The sequence below is a fragment of the Streptomyces sp. NBC_00158 genome (assembly GCF_045160885.1).
Classification (GTDB): Bacteria; Actinomycetota; Actinomycetes; order Streptomycetales; family Streptomycetaceae; genus Streptomyces.
Genome location: NZ_CP108161.1, coordinates 4,770,309 through 4,789,523 on the forward strand (window position 1 = coordinate 4,770,309; position 19,215 = coordinate 4,789,523).

At 74.5% G+C, this 19,215-nt stretch carries 16 protein-coding genes and 1 tRNA gene; 7 read left to right on the forward strand and 10 right to left on the reverse strand.

What is annotated here, in order from left to right:
• Positions 1-124 precede the first annotated feature (124 nt).
• Together OG553_RS21980 and OG553_RS21985 are read right to left on the reverse strand one after the other, a co-directional pair.
• Positions 125-1,138, reverse strand: a complete 1,014-nt coding sequence (locus OG553_RS21980) for a Gfo/Idh/MocA family protein (RefSeq protein ID WP_405980622.1) — start codon at positions 1,136-1,138, stop codon at positions 125-127.
• 81 nt (positions 1,139-1,219) lie between these two features.
• Entirely contained in the window at positions 1,220-2,134 is a 915-nt protein-coding gene (locus OG553_RS21985; RefSeq protein ID WP_405980623.1) for a sugar phosphate isomerase/epimerase family protein, read from the reverse strand.
• A gap of 105 nt (positions 2,135-2,239) precedes the next feature.
• Between OG553_RS21985 and iolC the strand changes: the two genes are divergently transcribed.
• The 4 genes from iolC to OG553_RS22005 all read left to right on the forward strand — a co-directional run bounded on the left by iolC (position 2,240) and on the right by OG553_RS22005 (position 7,819).
• A complete protein-coding gene (iolC, locus tag OG553_RS21990) occupies positions 2,240-3,163 on the forward strand; it encodes a 5-dehydro-2-deoxygluconokinase (RefSeq protein ID WP_405983103.1) in 924 nt (307 codons plus the stop codon).
• A 460-nt stretch (positions 3,164-3,623) separates the two neighbouring features.
• A complete protein-coding gene (gene iolB / locus OG553_RS21995) occupies positions 3,624-4,424 on the forward strand; it encodes a 5-deoxy-glucuronate isomerase (protein ID WP_405983104.1) in 801 nt (266 codons plus the stop codon).
• Positions 4,421-6,307 carry a 3D-(3,5/4)-trihydroxycyclohexane-1,2-dione acylhydrolase (decyclizing) gene (gene iolD / locus OG553_RS22000; protein ID WP_405980624.1) on the forward strand — a complete coding sequence of 629 codons (1,887 nt, stop codon included), beginning with the start codon at positions 4,421-4,423 and terminating at the stop codon, positions 6,305-6,307. The genes iolB and iolD overlap by 4 nt, the downstream gene beginning before the upstream one ends.
• Positions 6,308-6,319: 12 nt before the next feature.
• Positions 6,320-7,819, forward strand: a complete 1,500-nt coding sequence (locus tag OG553_RS22005; RefSeq protein WP_405980625.1) for a CoA-acylating methylmalonate-semialdehyde dehydrogenase — start codon at positions 6,320-6,322, stop codon at positions 7,817-7,819.
• Positions 7,820-7,894: 75 nt separating this feature from the next.
• Here the strand turns inward: OG553_RS22005 and OG553_RS22010 are convergent, their stop codons facing one another.
• The 6 genes from OG553_RS22010 to OG553_RS22035 form a co-directional block, all read right to left on the reverse strand.
• A complete protein-coding gene (locus OG553_RS22010; protein WP_405980626.1) occupies positions 7,895-9,085 on the reverse strand; it encodes a hypothetical protein in 1,191 nt (396 codons plus the stop codon).
• A 65-nt stretch (positions 9,086-9,150) separates the two neighbouring features.
• Positions 9,151-10,188, reverse strand: coding sequence for a WxL protein peptidoglycan domain-containing protein (locus OG553_RS22015; RefSeq protein WP_405980627.1), 1,038 nt, complete (start codon positions 10,186-10,188; stop codon positions 9,151-9,153).
• A gap of 98 nt (positions 10,189-10,286) precedes the next feature.
• The gene (locus OG553_RS22020) at positions 10,287-11,582 is read right to left on the reverse strand and encodes a hypothetical protein (RefSeq protein ID WP_405980628.1); all 1,296 of its coding nucleotides are present in this window, start codon (positions 11,580-11,582) and stop codon (positions 10,287-10,289) included.
• 215 nt (positions 11,583-11,797) lie between these two features.
• Complete coding sequence (locus OG553_RS22025; RefSeq protein WP_405980629.1) at positions 11,798-13,123, reverse strand: S8 family peptidase; 1,326 nt, start codon at positions 13,121-13,123, stop codon at positions 11,798-11,800.
• Positions 13,124-13,217: 94 nt separating this feature from the next.
• A complete protein-coding gene (locus OG553_RS22030; RefSeq protein WP_405980630.1) occupies positions 13,218-13,634 on the reverse strand; it encodes a GNAT family N-acetyltransferase in 417 nt (138 codons plus the stop codon).
• Positions 13,635-13,961: 327 nt separating this feature from the next.
• Complete coding sequence (locus OG553_RS22035; protein ID WP_405980631.1) at positions 13,962-14,666, reverse strand: 4'-phosphopantetheinyl transferase family protein; 705 nt, start codon at positions 14,664-14,666, stop codon at positions 13,962-13,964.
• An 82-nt stretch (positions 14,667-14,748) separates the two neighbouring features.
• Between OG553_RS22035 and OG553_RS22040 the strand changes: the two genes are divergently transcribed.
• Complete coding sequence (locus OG553_RS22040; protein WP_405980632.1) at positions 14,749-15,525, forward strand: alpha/beta fold hydrolase; 777 nt, start codon at positions 14,749-14,751, stop codon at positions 15,523-15,525.
• Between the two features lie 10 nt (positions 15,526-15,535).
• On the opposite strand, the gene OG553_RS22045 is transcribed toward OG553_RS22040, so the two are convergent.
• Complete coding sequence (locus tag OG553_RS22045; protein ID WP_405980633.1) at positions 15,536-16,102, reverse strand: hypothetical protein; 567 nt, start codon at positions 16,100-16,102, stop codon at positions 15,536-15,538.
• 280 nt (positions 16,103-16,382) lie between these two features.
• Between OG553_RS22045 and OG553_RS22050 the strand changes: the two genes are divergently transcribed.
• Positions 16,383-16,898, forward strand: a complete 516-nt coding sequence (locus OG553_RS22050; RefSeq protein WP_405980634.1) for a phospholipase — start codon at positions 16,383-16,385, stop codon at positions 16,896-16,898.
• A 297-nt stretch (positions 16,899-17,195) separates the two neighbouring features.
• On the opposite strand, the gene OG553_RS22055 is transcribed toward OG553_RS22050, so the two are convergent.
• A tRNA-Arg gene (locus tag OG553_RS22055) sits at positions 17,196-17,268 on the reverse strand.
• A gap of 332 nt (positions 17,269-17,600) precedes the next feature.
• Here OG553_RS22055 and OG553_RS22060 point away from each other — a divergent pair.
• Positions 17,601-19,214, forward strand: coding sequence for a dynamin family protein (locus tag OG553_RS22060; RefSeq protein WP_405980635.1), 1,614 nt, complete (start codon positions 17,601-17,603; stop codon positions 19,212-19,214).
• Position 19,215 lies beyond the last annotated feature (1 nt).

Genomic DNA, 19,215 nt, shown 5'->3' on the forward strand with positions numbered 1-19,215 from the left:
AACCCGCGTAGTACGGACATGTGTGACACGGCGGCGACTCCCGTGACAGACGTGACACAGGAGCCGCCCGGCGCCGCCCGGCACCGCCTCCGCGGCGGGCCCGGGCGTGCGTACGCGACGGGCCTCAGCGCGCGTACAGCTCCGGCCGCTCCGCCAGCCGCACCTGCGTCCGCACGCCGCTGCGCGCCGCCTCCAGCCCAGCCTCCGACACCGCGGCGGCCGCGTACCCGTCCCAGGCGTCCGGGCCGTCCACCCGCCCCCGCGCGGCCGCCGCCACCCAGCGCCGCACCTGGCGGTCGTAGGCGTCGGCGAAACGCGTGGTGAAGTCCTGGGCGATCTCCCCGCCCCAGCGGCCGCCCGACTGCACCACCATCGCGTGCCCGTCGCCGATCCGGGCGCTCCCGGACTCGCCGACGGCCTCGCACTGCACCTGGTAGCCGAACCCGCAGTTGACGAAGATCTCCACGTCGACCACCGCCCCGCCCGAGGTCTCCAGCAGCACCAGCCGGGGATCGCGCAGCCCCTCCGGCGCCGCCGAGGACGGGGTGGGCGACAGCACCGTCACCGCCGTCACCTCCTGCCCCAGCAGCCAGCGGGCCGCGTCCACCTCGTGCACCACCGAGTCGCTGATCAGCATGTCGCTGGTGAAGAAGGACGGCGACGCGGCGTTGCGGTGCCGGCAGTGCAGGAAGAGCGGCCGCCCGATCCCGCCCGCGTCCAGCAGCTCCTTCAGCCGCTCGTACTCGGCGTCGAAGCGCCGCATGAACCCCACCTGCACCAGCCGTCGGCCCAGCCGGCGCTCCGCCTCCAGCACCCGCAGGGCCCCCTCCGGATCCGGGGTCAGCGGCTTCTCGCAGAGCACCGGCAACTCCCGCTCCAGCGCCTGCAGAATCGCTTCCTCATGGGCCGGTCCCGGCGAGGCGATCAGTACGGCGTCAACCCCGGGCGCCGCCACCGCCGCCGCCGCATCGGTGTAGGCGCCCACCCCGTCCAGGCCCGCCGCGACCTCCTTGACCCGGTCCCCGTCCGGATCGGCCACGGCCGCCACCCGCGCCCCGCCCACCCTGTCGCCGATCCGGCGGACGTGGTCGGCGCCCATCTTCCCGGTGCCGATGACGGCGATGCCGAGCGTGCTCATGTCTCTCCTCCGAGGTTCGGTGCGGGGTGTGCCGTGCGGGGTGTGAGGTGTGGGGTGTGAGGTGTGGGGTGTGCGGTGTCGTCAACGGGCGCCGCAGGAGCGCAGGTAGGCGCGGGTACGCCGGGCGATCGGCAGCGGACGCTCGGGCGGACACGGGTACATGTCCTGCTCCACGATCGCGAACAGCTCCACCCCCAGCCGCTGCGCCGCCGCCAGCACGGGCTCCAGCGCGGGCACCCCGGACGGCGGCTCGCACATCACCCCGCGCGCCACCGCCGGGCCGAACGGCGTCCCCCGCTCCCGCACTTCGGCGAGGACCCGCGGGTCGACCTGCTTCAGGTGCAGGTAGCCGATCCGCTCGCCGAAGGCCTCGATCGCCTCGACGCTGTCCCCGCCGCAGTACGCGTAGTGCCCCGTGTCCAGACACAGGGAGACCAGCGCCGGATCGGTGGCGTCCAGGAACCGGGCCACGTTCTCCGGGGTGTCGACGTGCGTGTCCGCGTGCGGGTGGACCACGATCCGCAGCCCGTACCGCTCCAGCACCTCCCGGCCCAGGCGCTCGGTCTGGGAGGTCAGTTCACGCCATTGGGCGGGGCTCAGGACCGGGTCCTCCAGCATTCCGCCGGTCTTGTCGTCACGCCAGAACGACGGGATCACCACGAGGTGCTCCGCCCCCGCGTCCCGGGTCAGCGCGGCGATCCGCGACACGTGCGCCCAGGTCTGCTCCCAGACGCCGGGGCCGTGATGGAGTCCGGTGAAGACGGTGCCGGCGGACACCCGCAGCCCGCGCTTGGCCGTCTCGTCGGCGAGCCGGGCCGGATCGGTGGGCAGGTAGCCGTACGGGCCGAGCTCGATCCACTCGTACCCGGCGTCGGCGACCTCGTCGAGGAACCGCTCCCACGGGGTCTGGAGGGGGTCCTCCGGAAACCAGACACCCCAGGAGTCCGGAGCCGAACCGACACGGATACGGGTCAACGCGGGTGGGGAGGAGGTCATGACGGCCACCTTAGGGTGCGGGGTCCGAGGGAAGAGGGAGGACGAGTGGGAGGAGAAACGGCTGTGGACACGTCGGACGGGGGAGCCGTTCACGACCTCATCACGATGGGGCGGATCGGGGTGGATCTCTACCCGCTGAAGACCGGCGTACCGCTCGCGGAGGTCGACACCTTCGGCAAGTTCCTCGGCGGCTCACCGACGAACGTCGCCGTCGCGGCTGCCCGGCTGGGGCGGCGCACGGCCGTCATCACCCGGACCGGCGCGGACCCCTTCGGGGCGTATCTGCGCGCCGAACTGCGGGGGTTCGGGGTCGACGACCGGTGGGTGGCGGAGGTCGCGGCCCACCCGACGCCCGTCACCTTCTGCGAGGTCTTCCCGCCCGACCACTTCCCGCTCTACTTCTACCGGTTCCCGAAGGCGCCCGACCTGGAGATCCTCCCGGACGAGATCGACCGGGACGCGGTGCGGGCGGCGCGGGTCTTCTGGATGACCGGCACGGGCCTGAGCGCCGAGCCGAGCCGCGCCGCGACCCTGGCCGCGCTGGAGGCCCGCTCGAAGTCCGGGACCACCGTCTTCGACCTCGACTGGAGGCCGATGCTGTGGGACGGCCCGCCGCAGCCCTGGTACGGGCGGGCGCTCGCGCTGGCGACGGTCGCCGTCGGCAACACCGAGGAGTGCGAGGTCGCCACCGGCGAGCGCGAACCGTACGCGGCCGCGCGGGCGCTGCTCGCGGCCGGGGTGGAGCTCGCGGTGGTCAAGCGGGGGCCGGAGGGGGTGCTGGCCGTCCACCGGGACGGCACGGCGGTGGAGGTGCCGCCGGTGCCGGTGACGGTGGTCAACGGGCTGGGCGCCGGGGACGCGTTCGGGGGCGCCCTGTGCCACGGACTGCTGGCCGGCTGGGACCTGGAGCGGGTCCTGCGGTACGCGAACGCCGCCGGGGCGATCGTGGCCTCGCGGCTGGCGTGCTCGTCGGCGATGCCGTTCGCGTCCGAGGTGGAGGAGGTGCTGGGCGGTGCCGGTGGTGTCTGAGACGGGGATGGAGTTCACCCGGCTGGTGGTGCTGGAACTGGAGCCGGGGCAGGCGTACGCGCACACGTGCGGGGACGCGGAGTGGATCGTCCTCCCGCTGTCGGGCGCCTGCGAGGTCCGCTGCGCGACTGCTTCCCCGGCCCCGGGCGGGGTCCCGGCCCCGGCCCCGGGCGGGGTCCCGGCCCCGGCCCCGGGCGCGGGCGCGGGCCCGGGTGGGGGTGGGGTACCGGGCCCGGCCCCGGGCTGGGCTGCGGCCTCGGACCCGGCCCCGGCCCCGGACCCGGCCCCGGCCCCGGACCCGGGCTGGGCTGCGGACGCGGCCCGGGGTGGGGCCCCCGGTGCGGAGCCGGCCACGGGCCCCGGGGCCGGGGCACGGGCGGGATCCTCCCCGCCCCGCCCTTCCACCGTTCCTCCCCGAGCTACCGCTGGGGGTACCCCCAGGGGCTCCGCCCCGGACCCCGTGCCGGGGGCGCGGCTGAACGCAGCCCCGCCGGAGGCGCTGGGGTTCGGGGGCGGAGCCCCCGAGGGGGTCCAGGGCGCAGCCGTGGTTTCGGGAAGGGGCGGAGTGGGGGAGAGCCCCGCAGGGACGTTCCGACTGCGCGGCCGCGCCGGCGTGTTCGACGGGCCCACCGACTTCGCGTACCTGCCCCGGGACGCGTACGCCCGGGTGACCTCGGCCGACGGCGGTCGCTTCGCGCTCGTCGGGGCCCGCTGCGAGCGGCGCCTCGCCGCGCGGTACGGCCCCGCCGCCTCCGTACCCGTAGAGCTGCGCGGCGCCGGCCACTGCTCGCGGCAGGTGCACAACTTCGCCGCCGCCGGCGCCTTCGACTGCGACCGGCTCATCGCCGTCGAGGTCCTCACCCCGGGCGGGAACTGGTCCTCGTACCCGCCCCACAAGCACGACGAGCACCACCCCGGCGAGGAGTCCCGGTTGGAGGAGATCTACTTCTACGAGATCGCCCCGCACGGGGACACCCCCGGCGTCGGCTACCAGCGCGTGACGCCCTCGCCCGCCGGGAAGACCGACGTGCTCGCCGAGGTGCGGTCGGGTGACGTCGTGCTGATCCCCGACGGCTGGCACGGCCCCTCGATCGCGGCGCCCGGCCACGACATGTACTACCTGAACGTGATGGCCGGCCCGGACGCGGACCGGGAGTGGCTGATCCGGGACCACCCCGACCACGCCTGGATCCGCGCCACCTGGCCCGACCAGCGGGTCGACCCCCGCCTCCCGTTCCCCCGACCCGAGGAGACCCCGTGACCGCGCAGCGCAGCGTACGGCTCACCACCGCGCAGGCGCTCGTCCGCTTCCTGGCCGCGCAGCACACCGAGCGCGACGGGCGGCGGCAGCGGCTGATCGCCGCCACCTGGGGGATCTTCGGGCACGGGAACGTCGCCGGGATCGGGCAGGCGCTGCTGGAGAGCGGGCCGGAGGCCATGCCCTTCCTCCAGGGGCGCAACGAGCAGGCCATGGTGCACGCCGCCGTCGGGTACGCCCGGCAGCGCGGGCGGCTCTCCGCCCACGCCGTGACCACCTCCATCGGGCCCGGCGCCACCAACCTCGTCACCGGCGCCGCCCTCGCCACGATCAACCGGATCCCGGTGCTCCTGCTGCCCGGGGACACGTTCGCGACCCGGCCCGCCGACCCCGTGCTCCAGCAGCTGGAGGTGCCCTGGGCCGGCGACGTCTCCGTCAACGACACCCTGCGGCCCGTCTCCCGCTACTTCGACCGGATCACCCGCCCGGAGGCCCTGATCCCGGCCGCCCTCCAGGCCGTGCGGGTGCTCACCGACCCCGTGCAGACCGGCGCCGTCACCCTCGCGCTGCCGCAGGACGTGCAGGCCGAGGCGTACGACTGGCCCGAGGAGTTCTTCGCCGAGCGGGTGTGGCGGGTGCGCCGCCCCCGGCCCGACGCGGACGAGCTGCGGGCCGCCGCCGGGGCCGTACGGGCGGCCCGCCGCCCCCTCCTCGTCGTCGGCGGCGGCATCCGCCACAGCGGGGCCGAGGACGCACTGAGGGCCTTCGCCGACGCCACCGGCATCCCCGTCGCCGCCACCCAGGCCGGCAAGGGCGCCCTGCGCCACGACCACCCCGCCGAGGTGGGCGCCGTCGGCCACACCGGCACCGCCACCGCCGACGACCTGGCCCGCGCGGCCGACCTGGTCATCGCGGCCGGCACCCGGCTGACCGACTTCACCACCGCCTCCTCGACCCTCTTCCAGGACCCCGGCGTCCGCTTCCTCGGCCTCAACCTCGACCCGTACGACGCCCACAAGCAGGCCGCGCTGCCGCTGGTCGCCGACGCCCGCGAGGGCCTGGACGCGCTGCGCGCGGAGCTCGCAGGCCACCGCGTCGACCCCGCGTACGAGCGGACGTACCGCAAGGCCAAGCTCTACTGGGAGGCCCTGGTGGACCAGGCCTTCCACGCCCCCGACGAGGACGCCGTCCCCACCCAGGCCCAGGTGCTCGGCGCCCTCGACGCCGTCGTCGACGACACCGACGTGATCGTCAACGCGGCCGGCTCGCTCCCCGGGGACCTGCACCGGCTCTGGCGGGCCCGCTCCGCGTACCAGCACCACGTGGAGTACGGCTACTCCTGCATGGGCTACGAGATCCCCGGCGCCCTCGGCGCGGCCCTCGCGGCCCCCGGCCGGCCGGTGTGGGCGCTGGTCGGCGACGGCTCGTACCTGATGAACCCCACCGAGCTCGTCACCGCAGTCCAGGAGGGCGTCCCGCTCAAGGTGGTCGTCCTCGACAACCACGGCTACGCCTCCATCGGCGGCCTCTCCGGAGCGGTCGGCGGCGAGGGCTTCGGCACCGCCTACCGCTTCCGGGCACCCGACGGGACGTACACCGGGGACCCCCTTCCGGTGGACCTCGCGGCCAACGCCGCCTCCCTCGGGATGGCCGTGATCCGCACCCGCACCATCGGTGACCTGCGAAAAGCCCTGGCCGAAGCCCGCCGGTCGGACCGGCCCACATGTGTCTACGCACAGACCCGAACACCCGACACTGTGTCGGGCCCGCCCCCGGCACAGGCGTGGTGGGATGTTCCTGTGGCCGAGACCGCGACCCGTGCGTCGGCGGCCCTGGCCCGTGAAGAGTACGACCGGCAAGCCGCGCAGCGACGTCGCCATCTGTGAAGGAGCAGCACAATGAAGACCGTCAACCACTGGATCGGTGGCAAGACCGTCGAGGGCGCGTCGGGCAACTACGGCCCGGTCACCGACCCGGCCACCGGCGAGGTCACCACGCAGGTCGCGCTCGCCTCCGCCGAGGAGGTCGACGCGGCCGTCAAGGTCGCCCAGGAGGCCTTCCTGTCCTGGGGCCAGTCCTCGCTGGCCGCCCGCACCAAGGTGCTCTTCGCCTACCGCGCCCTGCTGGACGCCAACCGCGACGCCATCGCCGAGCTGATCGTCGCCGAGCACGGCAAGGTGCACTCCGACGCGCTGGGCGAGGTCGCGCGCGGCCTGGAGATCGTCGAGCTGGCCTGCGGGATCACCACGCAGCTCAAGGGCGAGCTGTCCACGTCCGTCTCCAACCGGGTGGACGTCTCCGCGATCCGCCAGCCGCTCGGCGTCGTCGCGGGCATCACCCCGTTCAACTTCCCGGCGATGGTCCCGATGTGGATGTTCCCGCTGGCCGTCGCCTGCGGCAACACCTTCATCCTCAAGCCGAGCGAGAAGGACCCGTCGGCCTCCAACAAGCTGGCCGAGCTGATGACCGAGGCCGGCCTGCCGGCGGGCGTCCTCAACGTGGTCCACGGCGACAAGGTCGCCGTGGACGCCCTCCTCGCCCACCCGGGCATCTCCGCCGTCTCCTTCGTCGGCTCCACCCCGATCGCCCGGCACATCCACACCACCGCCTCCGCCAACGGCAAGCGCGTGCAGGCGCTGGGCGGCGCCAAGAACCACATGCTGGTGCTCCCGGACGCCGACCTGGACGCCGCCGCCGACGCGGCCGTCTCCGCCGCCTACGGCTCGGCCGGCGAGCGCTGCATGGCCATCTCGGCGGTCGTCGCCGTCGGCTCCATCGCCGACGAGCTGGTCGAGAAGATCCGCGAGCGCGCCGAGAAGATCAAGATCGGCCCCGGCAACGACCCGACCTCCGAGATGGGCCCGCTGATCACCGCCGCCCACCGCGACAAGGTCGCCTCCTACGTCAAGGGCGCCGCCGCCCAGGGCGCCGACGTGGTCCTCGACGGCACCGGCTACACGGTCGAGGGCAACGAGAACGGCCACTGGATCGGCCTCTCGCTCCTCGACAACGTGAAGACCGACTCCGACGCCTACCGCGACGAGATCTTCGGCCCGGTCCTGTGCGTGCTGCGCACCGAGACCTACGAGGAGGGCGTGGCCCTCATCAACGCCTCGCCGTTCGGCAACGGCACCGCGATCTTCACCCGCGACGGCGGCGCCGCCCGCCGCTTCCAGCTGGAGATCCAGGCGGGCATGGTCGGCGTCAACGTGCCGATCCCGGTGCCGGTGGGCTACCACTCCTTCGGCGGCTGGAAGGACTCGCTCTTCGGCGACCACCACATCTACGGCAACGACGGCATCCACTTCTACACGCGCGGCAAGGTCGTCACCACCCGCTGGCCCGACCCGGCAGACGCCCCCGCCGGCGTCGACCTGGGCTTCCCCCGCAACCACTGAGCCCCGGCGCCCCGCAGGACCAGCAGCCCCCGGCCAACCCTCACCGGCCGGGGGCTGCTGCGTGCCCCGGTCCCCTCAGTCCCGGAGCAGCGGCCAGACGTCCGCCGCCGCCGTCCGAGACCAGACGGCGTCGCCGTGCCCGTAGCCCGGGACCACGGCGAAGCGGACCCGGTCGTTCCCGGCCGCCCGGATCAGCTCCGCGCCGAGCGGCTCGTCGCCCCGGCCCAGCTCGGTGTTGACCCACACCACCTCGCAGCGGATCCGCTCCCACGCGATCCCGTACGCCTTCCCGTCGCCCGCCCACACCGCCGCGAGGTCCCGCATCAGAGCGGTCGGGACCAGCCCGCTGCCCAGCGCCGACGTGGCCGCGTGCCAGACGGCCAGCGGGGTGTGGTGCAGGGCGAAGCGGTCCTCGGCAGGGGAGGCGCCGAAGACGTACTCGCCCGCGCCGTGCCCCCGCCGGTGGATCCAGTTCGCCGGGCCGGGCAGGGCGGCGGTGCGGACCAGCGCGAAGTGGGCCAGGCCCGCGTGCGTGAACCGCTGCGCCGGGTCCGGCGGCCAGGGCGCCTCCGACACGCCCGACGGGTCCGCCACCGCCCGTGCGACCAGCGCCGCGAGCCCCGGGTCGGCCGCGTGGACACCCCGCGCGAGCTGCTCCTCGTACACCTCCCGGGTCGCGGCGGCCCGCTCGGCCAGGTCCCCCGCGTACGGCCCGGTCGTGTCCAGGACCAGCACCCGGCGCAGCCGCTCCGAGGGGTCGTGCGAGGCCGCGTCCAGGGCCAGGGCGGCGCCGGCCGAGTGGCCCGCGTACGCGTACGGCAGGCCCAGTACGGAGTCCAGCGCGGCCACCACCCCCGCCAGGTCCCGGCGGTGCGCGGCGAGCCCGGAGTCCGCGCCGACCTCCTCGGGGCGGGCGGCGTCCTCGCGGGGGGTCACCCCGACCACCAGCAGGCCCTGGCGGCGCAGGTGGTGGGCGAGGTTGTCGCGGCCCGGAGTGAAGAAGTCCGCCGCGAAGTTCAGGCCACCGCCCGGCAGCAGGTACGCGATCCCGCGCGGGGCCCGCACGGTGTCCGCGACCACGTCCACCGTCACGGGCGCCGGGCCGCCGTCGTCGAGCGGGAGGGTGAGCCGTATCCAGCCGTCCCCGGGCAGGTAGGCGGCGGTCCCGGTGCCCAGGGCCCGCTCGATGCGGGTCAGCAGCCCCACGCCCCTGACCGGCCCGGCGGCGGGCGCGGCGGGCCAGGACTCGCTGTGCTCTCGTTCCATCCGTCGTGCCTCCCCGTCACAGGTGATGGCCGAATGCCGTCACCCCCCGGGGACACCCTCGCCGGTCAGCTGGCCCGAGCCAAGTCCGGTTCGCTCAGCGCTTCTTCCGGAGTTCCGCGGCTCCGCCGGCGCAGCACCAGGAAGGTGATCCCGGCCCCCGCCAGGACCAGGGTGACGCCCGCCGCGGGCCACGGGACGGCGACGAAGTCCGTACCGGCGTCCGGGGTGAGGTCCGGGTAGGCCGCCGCACTCGCCCGGACCTTGACGGACACCCGGTCCAACTGAGGGGCGTCCGGCCACGGTTCGGTCAGCTCGATGCGCTGGCCCGGCAGCAGTACGAGCTTCAGGTCGCGGGCGGGCCGGTTCAGCACCCGGCGCCCGAACAGCCCCTCGGCGGACACCGCCACCCTCGGTTCGACGACCACGTTGCCCCGGTTGACCAGCGTGTACGTGACGGTGGCGCGGGCGTCCTTGACCCACGGCAGAAGGGGGGCGCCCCGGTCGACCCGTACGTCCTCCACGCTCAGCCCGGGCGTCAGCGGGCCGGGCACCCGGAAGTACAGCCGGGCGCCCACCTGCCGCTGGACCCCGACCTGCACCTTGCCCTCCTTCTGCACCCCCTCGACCCGGGTGTTCAGCGCGACGATCCCCCCGACGTGGTCGCCCGGCACGGCGTCCTGCGGGATCCTGACGGTGAACGGGATGTCCTTGCGGCCCCGGGGCGGGACGGTGACGGTGGCCGCCGCCTCCGGAGCCAGCGCGACCCAGGCGCCGACGTCCTTCGGCTTCGTCTGCACGGGCAGCAGCGCGAAGGCGCCGCCCGACGGGGTGTTGACGGCGTCGGTGGCGAAGACCCGGAAGGTCAGCTCGGTGTCGGAGGAGTTCAGGACCGTCACGCTGTCGCTGACGGTGGTCCCGGCGGCGCCCTGGTGGAAGAAGTACGCCCGGTCGGTCACCGACGCGCCGGCCGGCGGCGTCGGGAACACCCCCCACGTGCCGTTGTCCGCGGCCGTCGCGGGGGCGGCGGGGAGCAGCAGCACCAGCAGCACCAGCACGCCGGACAGGGCGGGGAGGAGGGAGCGGACAACGGTGCGGATGCGCATGGGCGTCGGTCTCCAGTGTCGCGGCGGGCGGTGCGGGGGCGGAACGCGGGAGGGTGGTGCGGCGCCGGGGCGCCGCACCACCCGGTTCGGGTCGTCCGTCAGGCGATGGAGAAGGTCACGACCGACTGGTAGGTGTCGGCGAACATGAACGGCGGCAGCTGGATCATCGCCGCGCCGCCCACGGCGAACTCGCCGCCGGTCAGCTCCTCACCGCCGGCCGCCTGGGAGGCGACCTTCATCGGCGTGCCCGAGATCGCACCCGGGGCACCGGCCGTGCAGGTGCTCGGGCTGTCCGGGTTGGTCACGGTGCAGGACGGCTGGATGCCGAGCTGCGCCTTGGTCATCGAGTGGCCCGTCGCCTGGTTCAGGAACGGCGTACGGGTCGCCGTCACGTCCCAGCCGAGGCTGCCGCCGCGGAAGTCCTGGACGGTCGCGGCGTTGAACGCGCCGAACACCGACTGGGCCTTGCCGTTGATGGTCACGGCCCCGAAGCTGACGGCCGGCTGGTCGGCCTTCGGTCCGAGGGCCAGCGGCCCGGGCAGCACCTCGATGTCGACCGGGTTCTGCACCCCCACCTGCTCCTCGATGAACGTGAAGGCCTTGGCGGGGCCGGTCGATCCGTCGATCTTGATCGTGTCGGCCTTCTTGGTGACCGTGATGTTGCAGGTGGCGGCGCCGGACGCGTCCGCCGTGCCGGTACCGGCGTCACCGGTCGCGACGCCCGCGAGCTGGGCGGAACAGGTGACCGGGCCGGCCGGGAAGTTGGCACCGGTGGCGGTGACGGCCGTGCCCGCCTTGCCGCTGTTCGGCGTCAGCTTGGTCGTGACCGGGTCCTTCGGCAGGGCCTCGACGGCGATCGAGGCGACCGGGGCGCTGGGCCGCGGGTCCGGCGTACAGGTCGTCGTGTAGACCGTGCCGGCGAGGTCGGCGTCCGTCACCACCTGGTCGATGGTGATCTGCACCGTCGTGCCCTCGGTGCCGTCCGGGATCTTGACGGTGCCGCTGAAGGGGGGCGGGTCGGCCTTCTTGCCGGCTTCCTGGTGGCTGTTCACGGGCGGGCTGGTGACCGTCTGCGCGACCCCGCCGACGAGCAGCTTCGCCTTGATGGTGTTGACCGTGTCGATGGTGAACATCGGGACGACCGGCGTCTCGCCGGGGTCGATGGTGATCGGTACGGTCTCGCCCGCCTTGGCGGTGTCCGGCACCGTGACCGTGTAGTCCTGGTTGCCGTTGGCCCCCGGCTGGGGCGCCGGGGCGACGCACTTCACCGGTACGGACGTGGTCTTGGTCGCGGCCTGCGCCGGTCCCGTCAGGGCCACGACGCCGCCCGTCAGGGCCAGGGACAGGGCGCCCGCCCCGGCCAGCACTCTTCGTCTGAGGGTTCTCGTACTCACAGGGTCGCGACTCCTTCGTCATGACGAACCCCTCCCCCCACCCGCTGTGTGGGGAAGGCCGAGCCGGTGCGGATGGCCGTCATTGACGCGTCGCGGTGTTGAGAAGTCAATGGCTTGCTTTCGCCCGAAGCGCACAGACATTGATGTCCCATCAGACCCGGTCTGATGGGACATCGGATACCGACTGGTCGGTGCCGCCGGGGCTGCCTCTCGGGCTACCTCTCCGGCTGCTGTTCCGGCTGATGCTCCGGTTGCTGTTCCGGGGGGACGTGCAGGAGCAGGTTCGGGGTCCCGGGGGGCAGGTTCGTGATCCGGTCCGGGACGGCGCCGCGGACCAGCAGCCGGCCCACCTCCGCGGGCGTGCGGGCCGGGCCGTCCGCCAGCAGCAGCGCGGCGGCGCCGGCGACGTGCGGGGCGGCCATGGAAGTGCCCGAGGCCCGCGCGAGGGCGGTCGGAGAGCCCTTCCAGGCCGAGGTGACGCCCTGCCCCGGCGCCGAGACGTCCACGCAGCGGCCGTGGTTGGAGAAGCCCGGACGCCGGTCCGCGCCGTCGGTCGCGCCGACCGTGAGGGCCTGCGGAACGGCGGACGGGGAGCCCGCGCAGGCGTCCCGGGCCTCGTTGCCGGCGGCGACGGTGAAGGTGATCCCGTAGGCGACCGCGCGGATCACCGCCGCGTCCATGGAGTGGCTGCGGGTGCCGCCCATGCTCATGTTGGCGACGGCGGGCCCCCGGGCCGGGTTCCGGACGTGGTCCTTCACCATCCAGTCGAGGCCGCGCAGGATGACCGAGAGGCTCCCGTCGCCCCGGCAGTCGGCCACCTTCACACCGACCAGGGAGACCTCCTTCGCGACCCCGTACGTCGCCCCGCCGACGGTGGCGGCGACGTGCGTGCCGTGGCCGTTGCAGTCCTCGGCACCGCCCTGGAAGAGGCCGGTGTAGCCGTTGTAGCCGTTGCGGGCGCGGCCGCCGAACTCCTGGTGGAGGGTGTTGATCCCGGTGTCGACCACGTACACGGTGACGCCCCGGCCGCTGTTGCCGGAGTACGTGTACGAACCGTCGAGCGGCAGCTCGCGCTGGTCGATCCGGTCGAGCGTCCAGGGGGCCTGCCGCTGGGTCAGGGGCGCGGGTCCGGGCGCCGTGACGGGCTCGGGGACGAGACCGGGGAAGGGGACGGGGATGTAAGGGGGGTCGGGGAAGGCCGGCGCGCCGGAGATCCGGAACGGCGCGTCCGGCTCCACCGAGGCGACCCTCGGGTCCGCGGCGAGGGCGGCGGCGCGGGCCGCGGTGGTGCGTACCGCGAAACCGTCGAGGGCGGCGTCGTAGACCGCCCCGACCTCGTCCCCCGCCCGCGCCGCCTCGGCGGCCAGCGCCCGGGTCGGGGCGCGGGAGGTGGTGTCCTTCAGCATGACGACGTAGGCGGCGGGGGCGTCGTCGGCAACGGCGGCGTGGGCGGGGTGCGGAGGCAGGACGGCGGCCGCCGCCAGCAGGGCGGTGGCCGGGAGCAGGGAGGTCATGGCGGTCATGGCGGTCATGGCGGTCATGCGGCCGATGCTCGGCCAGCCCGGCCGCCCCCGCGCGGAGGGTGCGCCGACTGGCCCCACGACACGCCGCCGGAGGGGTGCGGCCGGGCGCCCGTCAGGCGTCGCGCAGGGGCCAGCCGCGCATGGAGAAGAGGCCCTCGTCCTCGGCGCCCGCCGACGCGTACGTGGCCAGTGCCGCCTCGTTGTCCGTGTCGACGCCCACCCACATGCCGTAGCAGCCGCGGGCCTTGGCCTCGTCGGCGAGCGCCAGTGCCAGGGCCCGGCCGATGCCGCGCCGCCGGTACGCCTCGTCCACGGACAGCTCGTACAGGCACATCTCGGTGCCCTTGTCGGGGTGCGTCATCTCGACGCCGGAGACCATGCCGGCGGGCACGCCGTCGACGTAGGCGATGAGCATCAGGTGGCCGGTCCGCGCGAGGAAGCGCTCGCACCACTCGGGGCGCGCGGGCCCGTCGAAGAGCCCCTCGGCGGCCACGAGTTCGCCGGCGCTGCGGGCGCGTCGAATGTCCATGCCGGCCAGGTTAGGACGCGACCGCCGCCCGAGCATCCGGATAAGCCCGCTGCGCGGGGCCGGTTCCCCTACCCTCCCCTCGCCCGTTCCCCGGGGCTGCGCCCCGGACCCCCTGGGGGCTCCGCCCCCAGACCCTCCCCCAGCTACCGCTGGGGGGGACCCACCGGGCGCGGAGCGTCCGGTATCGGGGTCAGGGGCGGAGCCCCTGGGAACGGTGGAAGTGGGGGTCCCCCCGGACGGAGTCTGGGGGAGGGTAGGGGACCAGCCCCGCGCAGCGGCGACCGACCGACCGCCCCCGACCCCCGCGCGGCAGCGCACGGGCTGCCGTCAGGCGGGCAGGCGAACGGCCACCGCGGCGGCGTAGCCGTCCGGGGCGGGGAGGTCCCGCAGGGTCCAGCCCGGGACCGGGGCGGGGGTGGGGCCCGACCCCACGTACGGATCGGCCAGGCCGAACGCGACCCCCAGACCGGTGCCCTTCAGGCAGGCCTCCTTGCGGGCCCACACCCGGGCCAGCGCCGCCTGCCGCTCCGCCTCCGGGAGCGCGGTGATCTCGCCCGACTCCGCCGGATGCAGGCTGCTCAGGACGTCGTCCACGGCGCTCGCCCTCGGTATCCCCTCCACGTCGACGCCCACCGGCACCCCCGAGAAGGCGAAGTACGCCACGTCGTCGCTGTGGGACAGCGAGAAGTGCACCGCGCCCCCGGCCACGGCGGGACGGCCGTGCGGCCCCCCGCATCCCGGGCAGTCCTCGCGGACCAGGACGACCTCCTGTGGCGCCAGCCCCAGGTACCCGCCGAGCAGCACGCGCAGCCCCAGGTGCGAGGCGAGGTAGCTGCGCTGGTCGGCCGGGCGCAGCAGGCGGTCGGCCCGCTCCCGCTCGGTCGCGTCCAGCAGGGCCCGCGCCCCGCCGGCCTCGTGGCCGCCGATCGCCCCGCGCGTGGTGTCCAGCGACCACACCGCCACATCGGACCCGGCCGGGGGCGGTCCGGTCACAGGCGCGGCGCCGTCGAGCTGGTTCACGTACAAGGTCATCAGACGAGGGTAGACGAGGCAGTTGGAGCCGCGGTTACCCTCGTGCCGGAGTTGTGGATCATCACTTGAGGGGGAACACACCGTGCACAGTGCCGTCGTGACGCCGGAAGGCGACCGGATCCGTTGGGTCGAACTCCCGGGAGCGGACGCGCCCCGCGTCTACCTGCACGGGCTCGGCTCGACCTCACCCGCCTACTTCGCCGCGAGCGCCGTCCACCCGCTGCTGGCCGGGCGGCGCTCGCTGCTGCTCGACATGCTCGGGCACGGCCACAGCGACCGCCCGGAGGCGTTCTCGTACACCTTGGAGGCGCACGCCGGCGCCGTGGCCGAGGCCCTGACCGCGGCCGGTGCCGAAGGCGCCGAGGTGATCGCCCACAGCATGGGCGGCGCGGTGGCCATCGTGCTGGCCGCCCGGCACCCCCGGCTGGTCTCCCGCCTCGTCCTGGTGGACGCCAACCTGGACCCGCTGCCGCCCACCCCGGGCACGGCCGGCAGCAGCGGCCTCGCCTCCTACACGGAGGAGGAGTTCCTGGCGGGCGGCTGGGCGGAGGTCCGCGACCGGGTCGGCGCGCACTGGTGGTCGACCATGCGGCTGGCCGGCCGCACCGCCCTGCACCGCAGCGCCGTGAACCTGGCCGCGGGCACCACGCCCACCATGCGGGAGCTCCTGCTGGAGCTGAAGGTCCCGCGCGGCTTCCTCTTCCCGGAGCAGGACGGACGGCTCGACGGCACCGAAGCCCTGGAGGCGGCCGGGGTCGCCGTGGTGGCCGTACCGGACTGCGGGCACAACATCATGCTCGACAACCCGGAGGGCTTCGCCCGGGCCACGGCGGCGCTCCTCGCCCGCGACACCGCCTGAGCGGCTCCCCCTACCTGGCGGGCGCACCGCCGGACACCCCGCCGGACACCCCGGCGGGCGCGACGGCCGGGCCGCCGCCGGGGCCGCCGCCCTCCGGTATTCGGGCTCCGGGAGAGGGCGTCCCGTCGGTCCAGGCGTAGACCTGCCGGCCGCGCACCGAGACCTGGTACTGGTAGCGGTCCCGGCACTCGGGGCGTTCCTCGCGCCGGGTGTCGCCGGGCCACCAGCGGGCGCCCAGGCGGGGGCCGCCCGCCTTCTTCGGCGTCCCGGCGGCGCACTGCGGGCCGTCCAGCGGGGTCTTGCCGAGGGTGAACCGGATCAGCCGGGCCCCGCCGTCGCCACGCGCGCGGATCCGTATGTCGGTGGCGTCCCCCGGTATCCAGCTGGGCAGGACGAACGCCCGGTCACCCTTCTTCGGAGCGTCGGCGGCACTGGCGTACCGCTTGCCCTTCTCCCGCAGGACCTGCTTCTCAAGGGCGTTCGTAACCGGGTTGGGCGGCAGGTTGGGCAGCGCGAAGGCGGCCAGGGCGAGGACTCCCGCGACGGCGGCGGCGATGACGAGCGGACGGCGGTTCATACCCATAAGTGTTCGGGCCGGGCGTCACGCGCGCGTCCCTCCCCGGTATCAACCTCGAATCTGCCGGAGGTCGGACACGGAGTCATACCTGAGAGGGGTGCGGTCCAGGACGTACCAGGTCGAGCCAGGTCGGCACGTATGCGTCCGGGCCGCGTTATAGGGGCGGTAGGGGCCGGGGATATGGCGTGCTCCGAGGGTGAATCCCGACGCCGCACCGGGGAGTTGGCCGGGCGCGGCCCCGTCGCCCGCTCGCCCCGCCGCCCCCACTCGGAGGAATGCCATGCGTCGCCGTCTCGTCCCCCTGCTCGCGTCCGTGTCCGCCGGCCTGCTGGCCCTCGCCACCCCGGCCTCGGCGGCCCCGGCGGACAAGCCGCAGGTGCTGAGCGGCTGGACGCAGACCAGCGCCTCCAGCTACAACGCCTGGGTCGCGGCGCGCGGCAGCCAGGGCAACTGGGCCTCGTACGCCTTCGACTGGTCGACGGACTACTGCTCCTCGTCCCCCGACAACCCCTTCGGCTTCCCCTTCCAGACGGCCTGCGCCCGCCACGACTTCGGGTACCGCAACTACAAGGCGGCCGGCACCTTCCCCGCCAACAAGTCCCGTCTGGACGACGCCTTCTACGCCGACCTGAAGCGGGTCTGCTCGCAGTACTCGGGCGTCAAGAAGGGCTCCTGCGACAGCACGGCCTGGACGTACTACCAGGCGGTCAAGGCCTTCGGCGTCTCCCCGCAGGACGCCCCGGCCGACGGCGCCCCGGCCACCGCCGATTCCACCCCCGCCTTCCCGTCCTACTGATCCGGGACCCGGCCCCACCCGGACCCGGCCCCGGACCCACCCGGACCCGGCCCCGGCCCCACCCGGACCCGGCCCCGGACCCGCCCCCCGAGTCCGGAGTCCCGTACTCCGTCCCGCCCGAACGAACCCCCGTCGGGCGGGACGGCGCTCTTCCGGTTTTCAGGTTTCCGGTTTTGCGGGTGCAAGGATCCCGCAAGGGTCCGGTCGAGTGAATTTCCGCCAATCGCGGACGGCGTGACGATCCCGCGCCAGGGCGGCCCGGACGGCCTGATCGGCCCTCGGGAAGGTGGAAGGAAGTGCCCCCGGCAGGACTCGAACCTGCGGCCAAGCGCTTAGAAGGCGCCTGCTCTATCCACTGAGCTACGGGGGCCGGAAGGTGACCGTGGTGGCCTGGAGCCCCTTGGTGGGGGTGGGACTGCGGTCCGTGCCGGGTCAAGGATAGGGCTCCGGTTGCCTTGTCCCGGTTGCTTCACTCGCGTGCCACGTTGTGGAGGTTCGGTGAAGCGGTCCCGATAATCGCAGGCAGGTGCGATTCTCGCACCGCTTTTGCGCCGCGTCGGCCTGGGTGTTGTGCACTCGTTATGCCTGCGTCCCACTCGTCCGCCGTGTCCATGATGTCCCTCAGGAGTCGCGGTCGGCGCGCAGAGGGCGTATAAGCTTCAAAAATGGTCCCAAATTGGGCATTCTTCGCATGTGGTGACCTTGGATGTTCGGCCTCAGCTGCTCGATGCCCTGTCCGCCCTGCGCGACCGGGTCGCGTCCGTGCGTCTGCCGCTGCCCCTGCCCGGCGCCCCGCGCGCCCGCCAGACCAGAGCCGAGCTGCTCGCGCAGCTCGACGACTACCTCGTCCCCCGGCTGAAGGCGCCCGAGGCGCCGCTCCTCGCCGTCATCGGCGGGTCCACCGGGGCCGGCAAGTCCACCCTCGTCAACTCCCTCGTCGGCCGCCAGGTCAGCGAAGCCGGAGTGCTGCGCCCCACCACCCGAACCCCGGTCCTCGTCTGCCACCCGGACGACCACCACTGGTTCGCCGGGATGCGGATCCTCCCCGACCTCATGCGGGTCTGGGTGCCCCAGCAGGACGAGGAACTGGTCCCCTCCTCCAGGAAGAACCCCCTGCGCGCACCCGGCCGCCCCGGCGCGACCAGCGAGCTGCGCATCGAGACCGTGTCCACCCTCCCGCGCGGCCTCGCCGTCCTCGACGCCCCCGACATCGACTCCCTCGTCGTCGAGAACCGCACCCTCGCCGCCGAGCTGATCTGCGCCGCCGACGTCTGGGTCATGGTCACCACCGCCTCGCGGTACGCCGACGCCGTCCCCTGGCACCTGCTGCGCACCGCCAAGCAGTACAACGCCACCCTGATCACCGTCCTCGACCGGGTCCCGCACCAGGTGCTCGCCGAGGTCTCGCGCCAGTACGGGGCCCTGCTCACCCGGGCCGGGCTGGGCGACGTACCGCGGTTCACCGTGCCCGAGCTGCCCGAGTCGACCGGCGGCGGCGGACTGCTGCCGGCCAGCGCGGTCGCGCCGCTGCTCGCCTGGCTCACCCACCACGTCCACGACCCGGCCGCCCGGCAGTACGCGGTCGGCCGCACCGCCCTCGGCGCCCTCGACTCCCTCAAGCGCCGCATGCCGGAGCTGGCCTCCGCCGTCGCCGCCCAGCACGCCGCGGCCGTCCGGCTGACCACCGCCGTCGAGGACGCGTACCGCAAGGAGGGCAAGCGGGTCCGCAACCGCCTCGACAAGGGCGCCGTACTCGCCGGCGACGCCCTCACCCGGTGGCGCGGCTACCCCCTCGACACCAGCGCCGACGAACTCCTCGACTCCCTCGCGGAATCCCTCGCCGCGCTCCTCCAATGCGCCGTCGCCGCCGCCGACGAGCGGATCGCCGAGGTCTGGCGGCGCGAGCCCGCCTCCGGGGCGGTGCCGCTGCCCGCGCCCGACCGGGAAGCGGCGGAACGTATCGGCATGGCCGTACGCCGCTGGCGGCGCGTGCTGGAGGAGCTCGCCGAGGAGGAGGTCGCCAAGCTCGGCAAGCAGCCCGCGCCCGACCCCGACGGCGTCGCCGCCCTCCTCGTCGCCGCCCTCCTCGGCGGCAAACGCGCCCGTCCGGCAGGGGAGAAGCTCGCCGAGCGGATCGGCGTACAGGCCGCCGTACGCCTGCGCGACCGGGGCGGCGAACTGGTCGGCGACCACCTCGACCAGGTCCTGCGCGCCGAACGGGACCGCAGGCTCGCCCCCCTCCAGGCACTCGAAGTCACCCCCGAACCACAGGCCGAGCTGATCGCCGCGCTGTCCCTACTGCAGAAGGAGAGGTGAC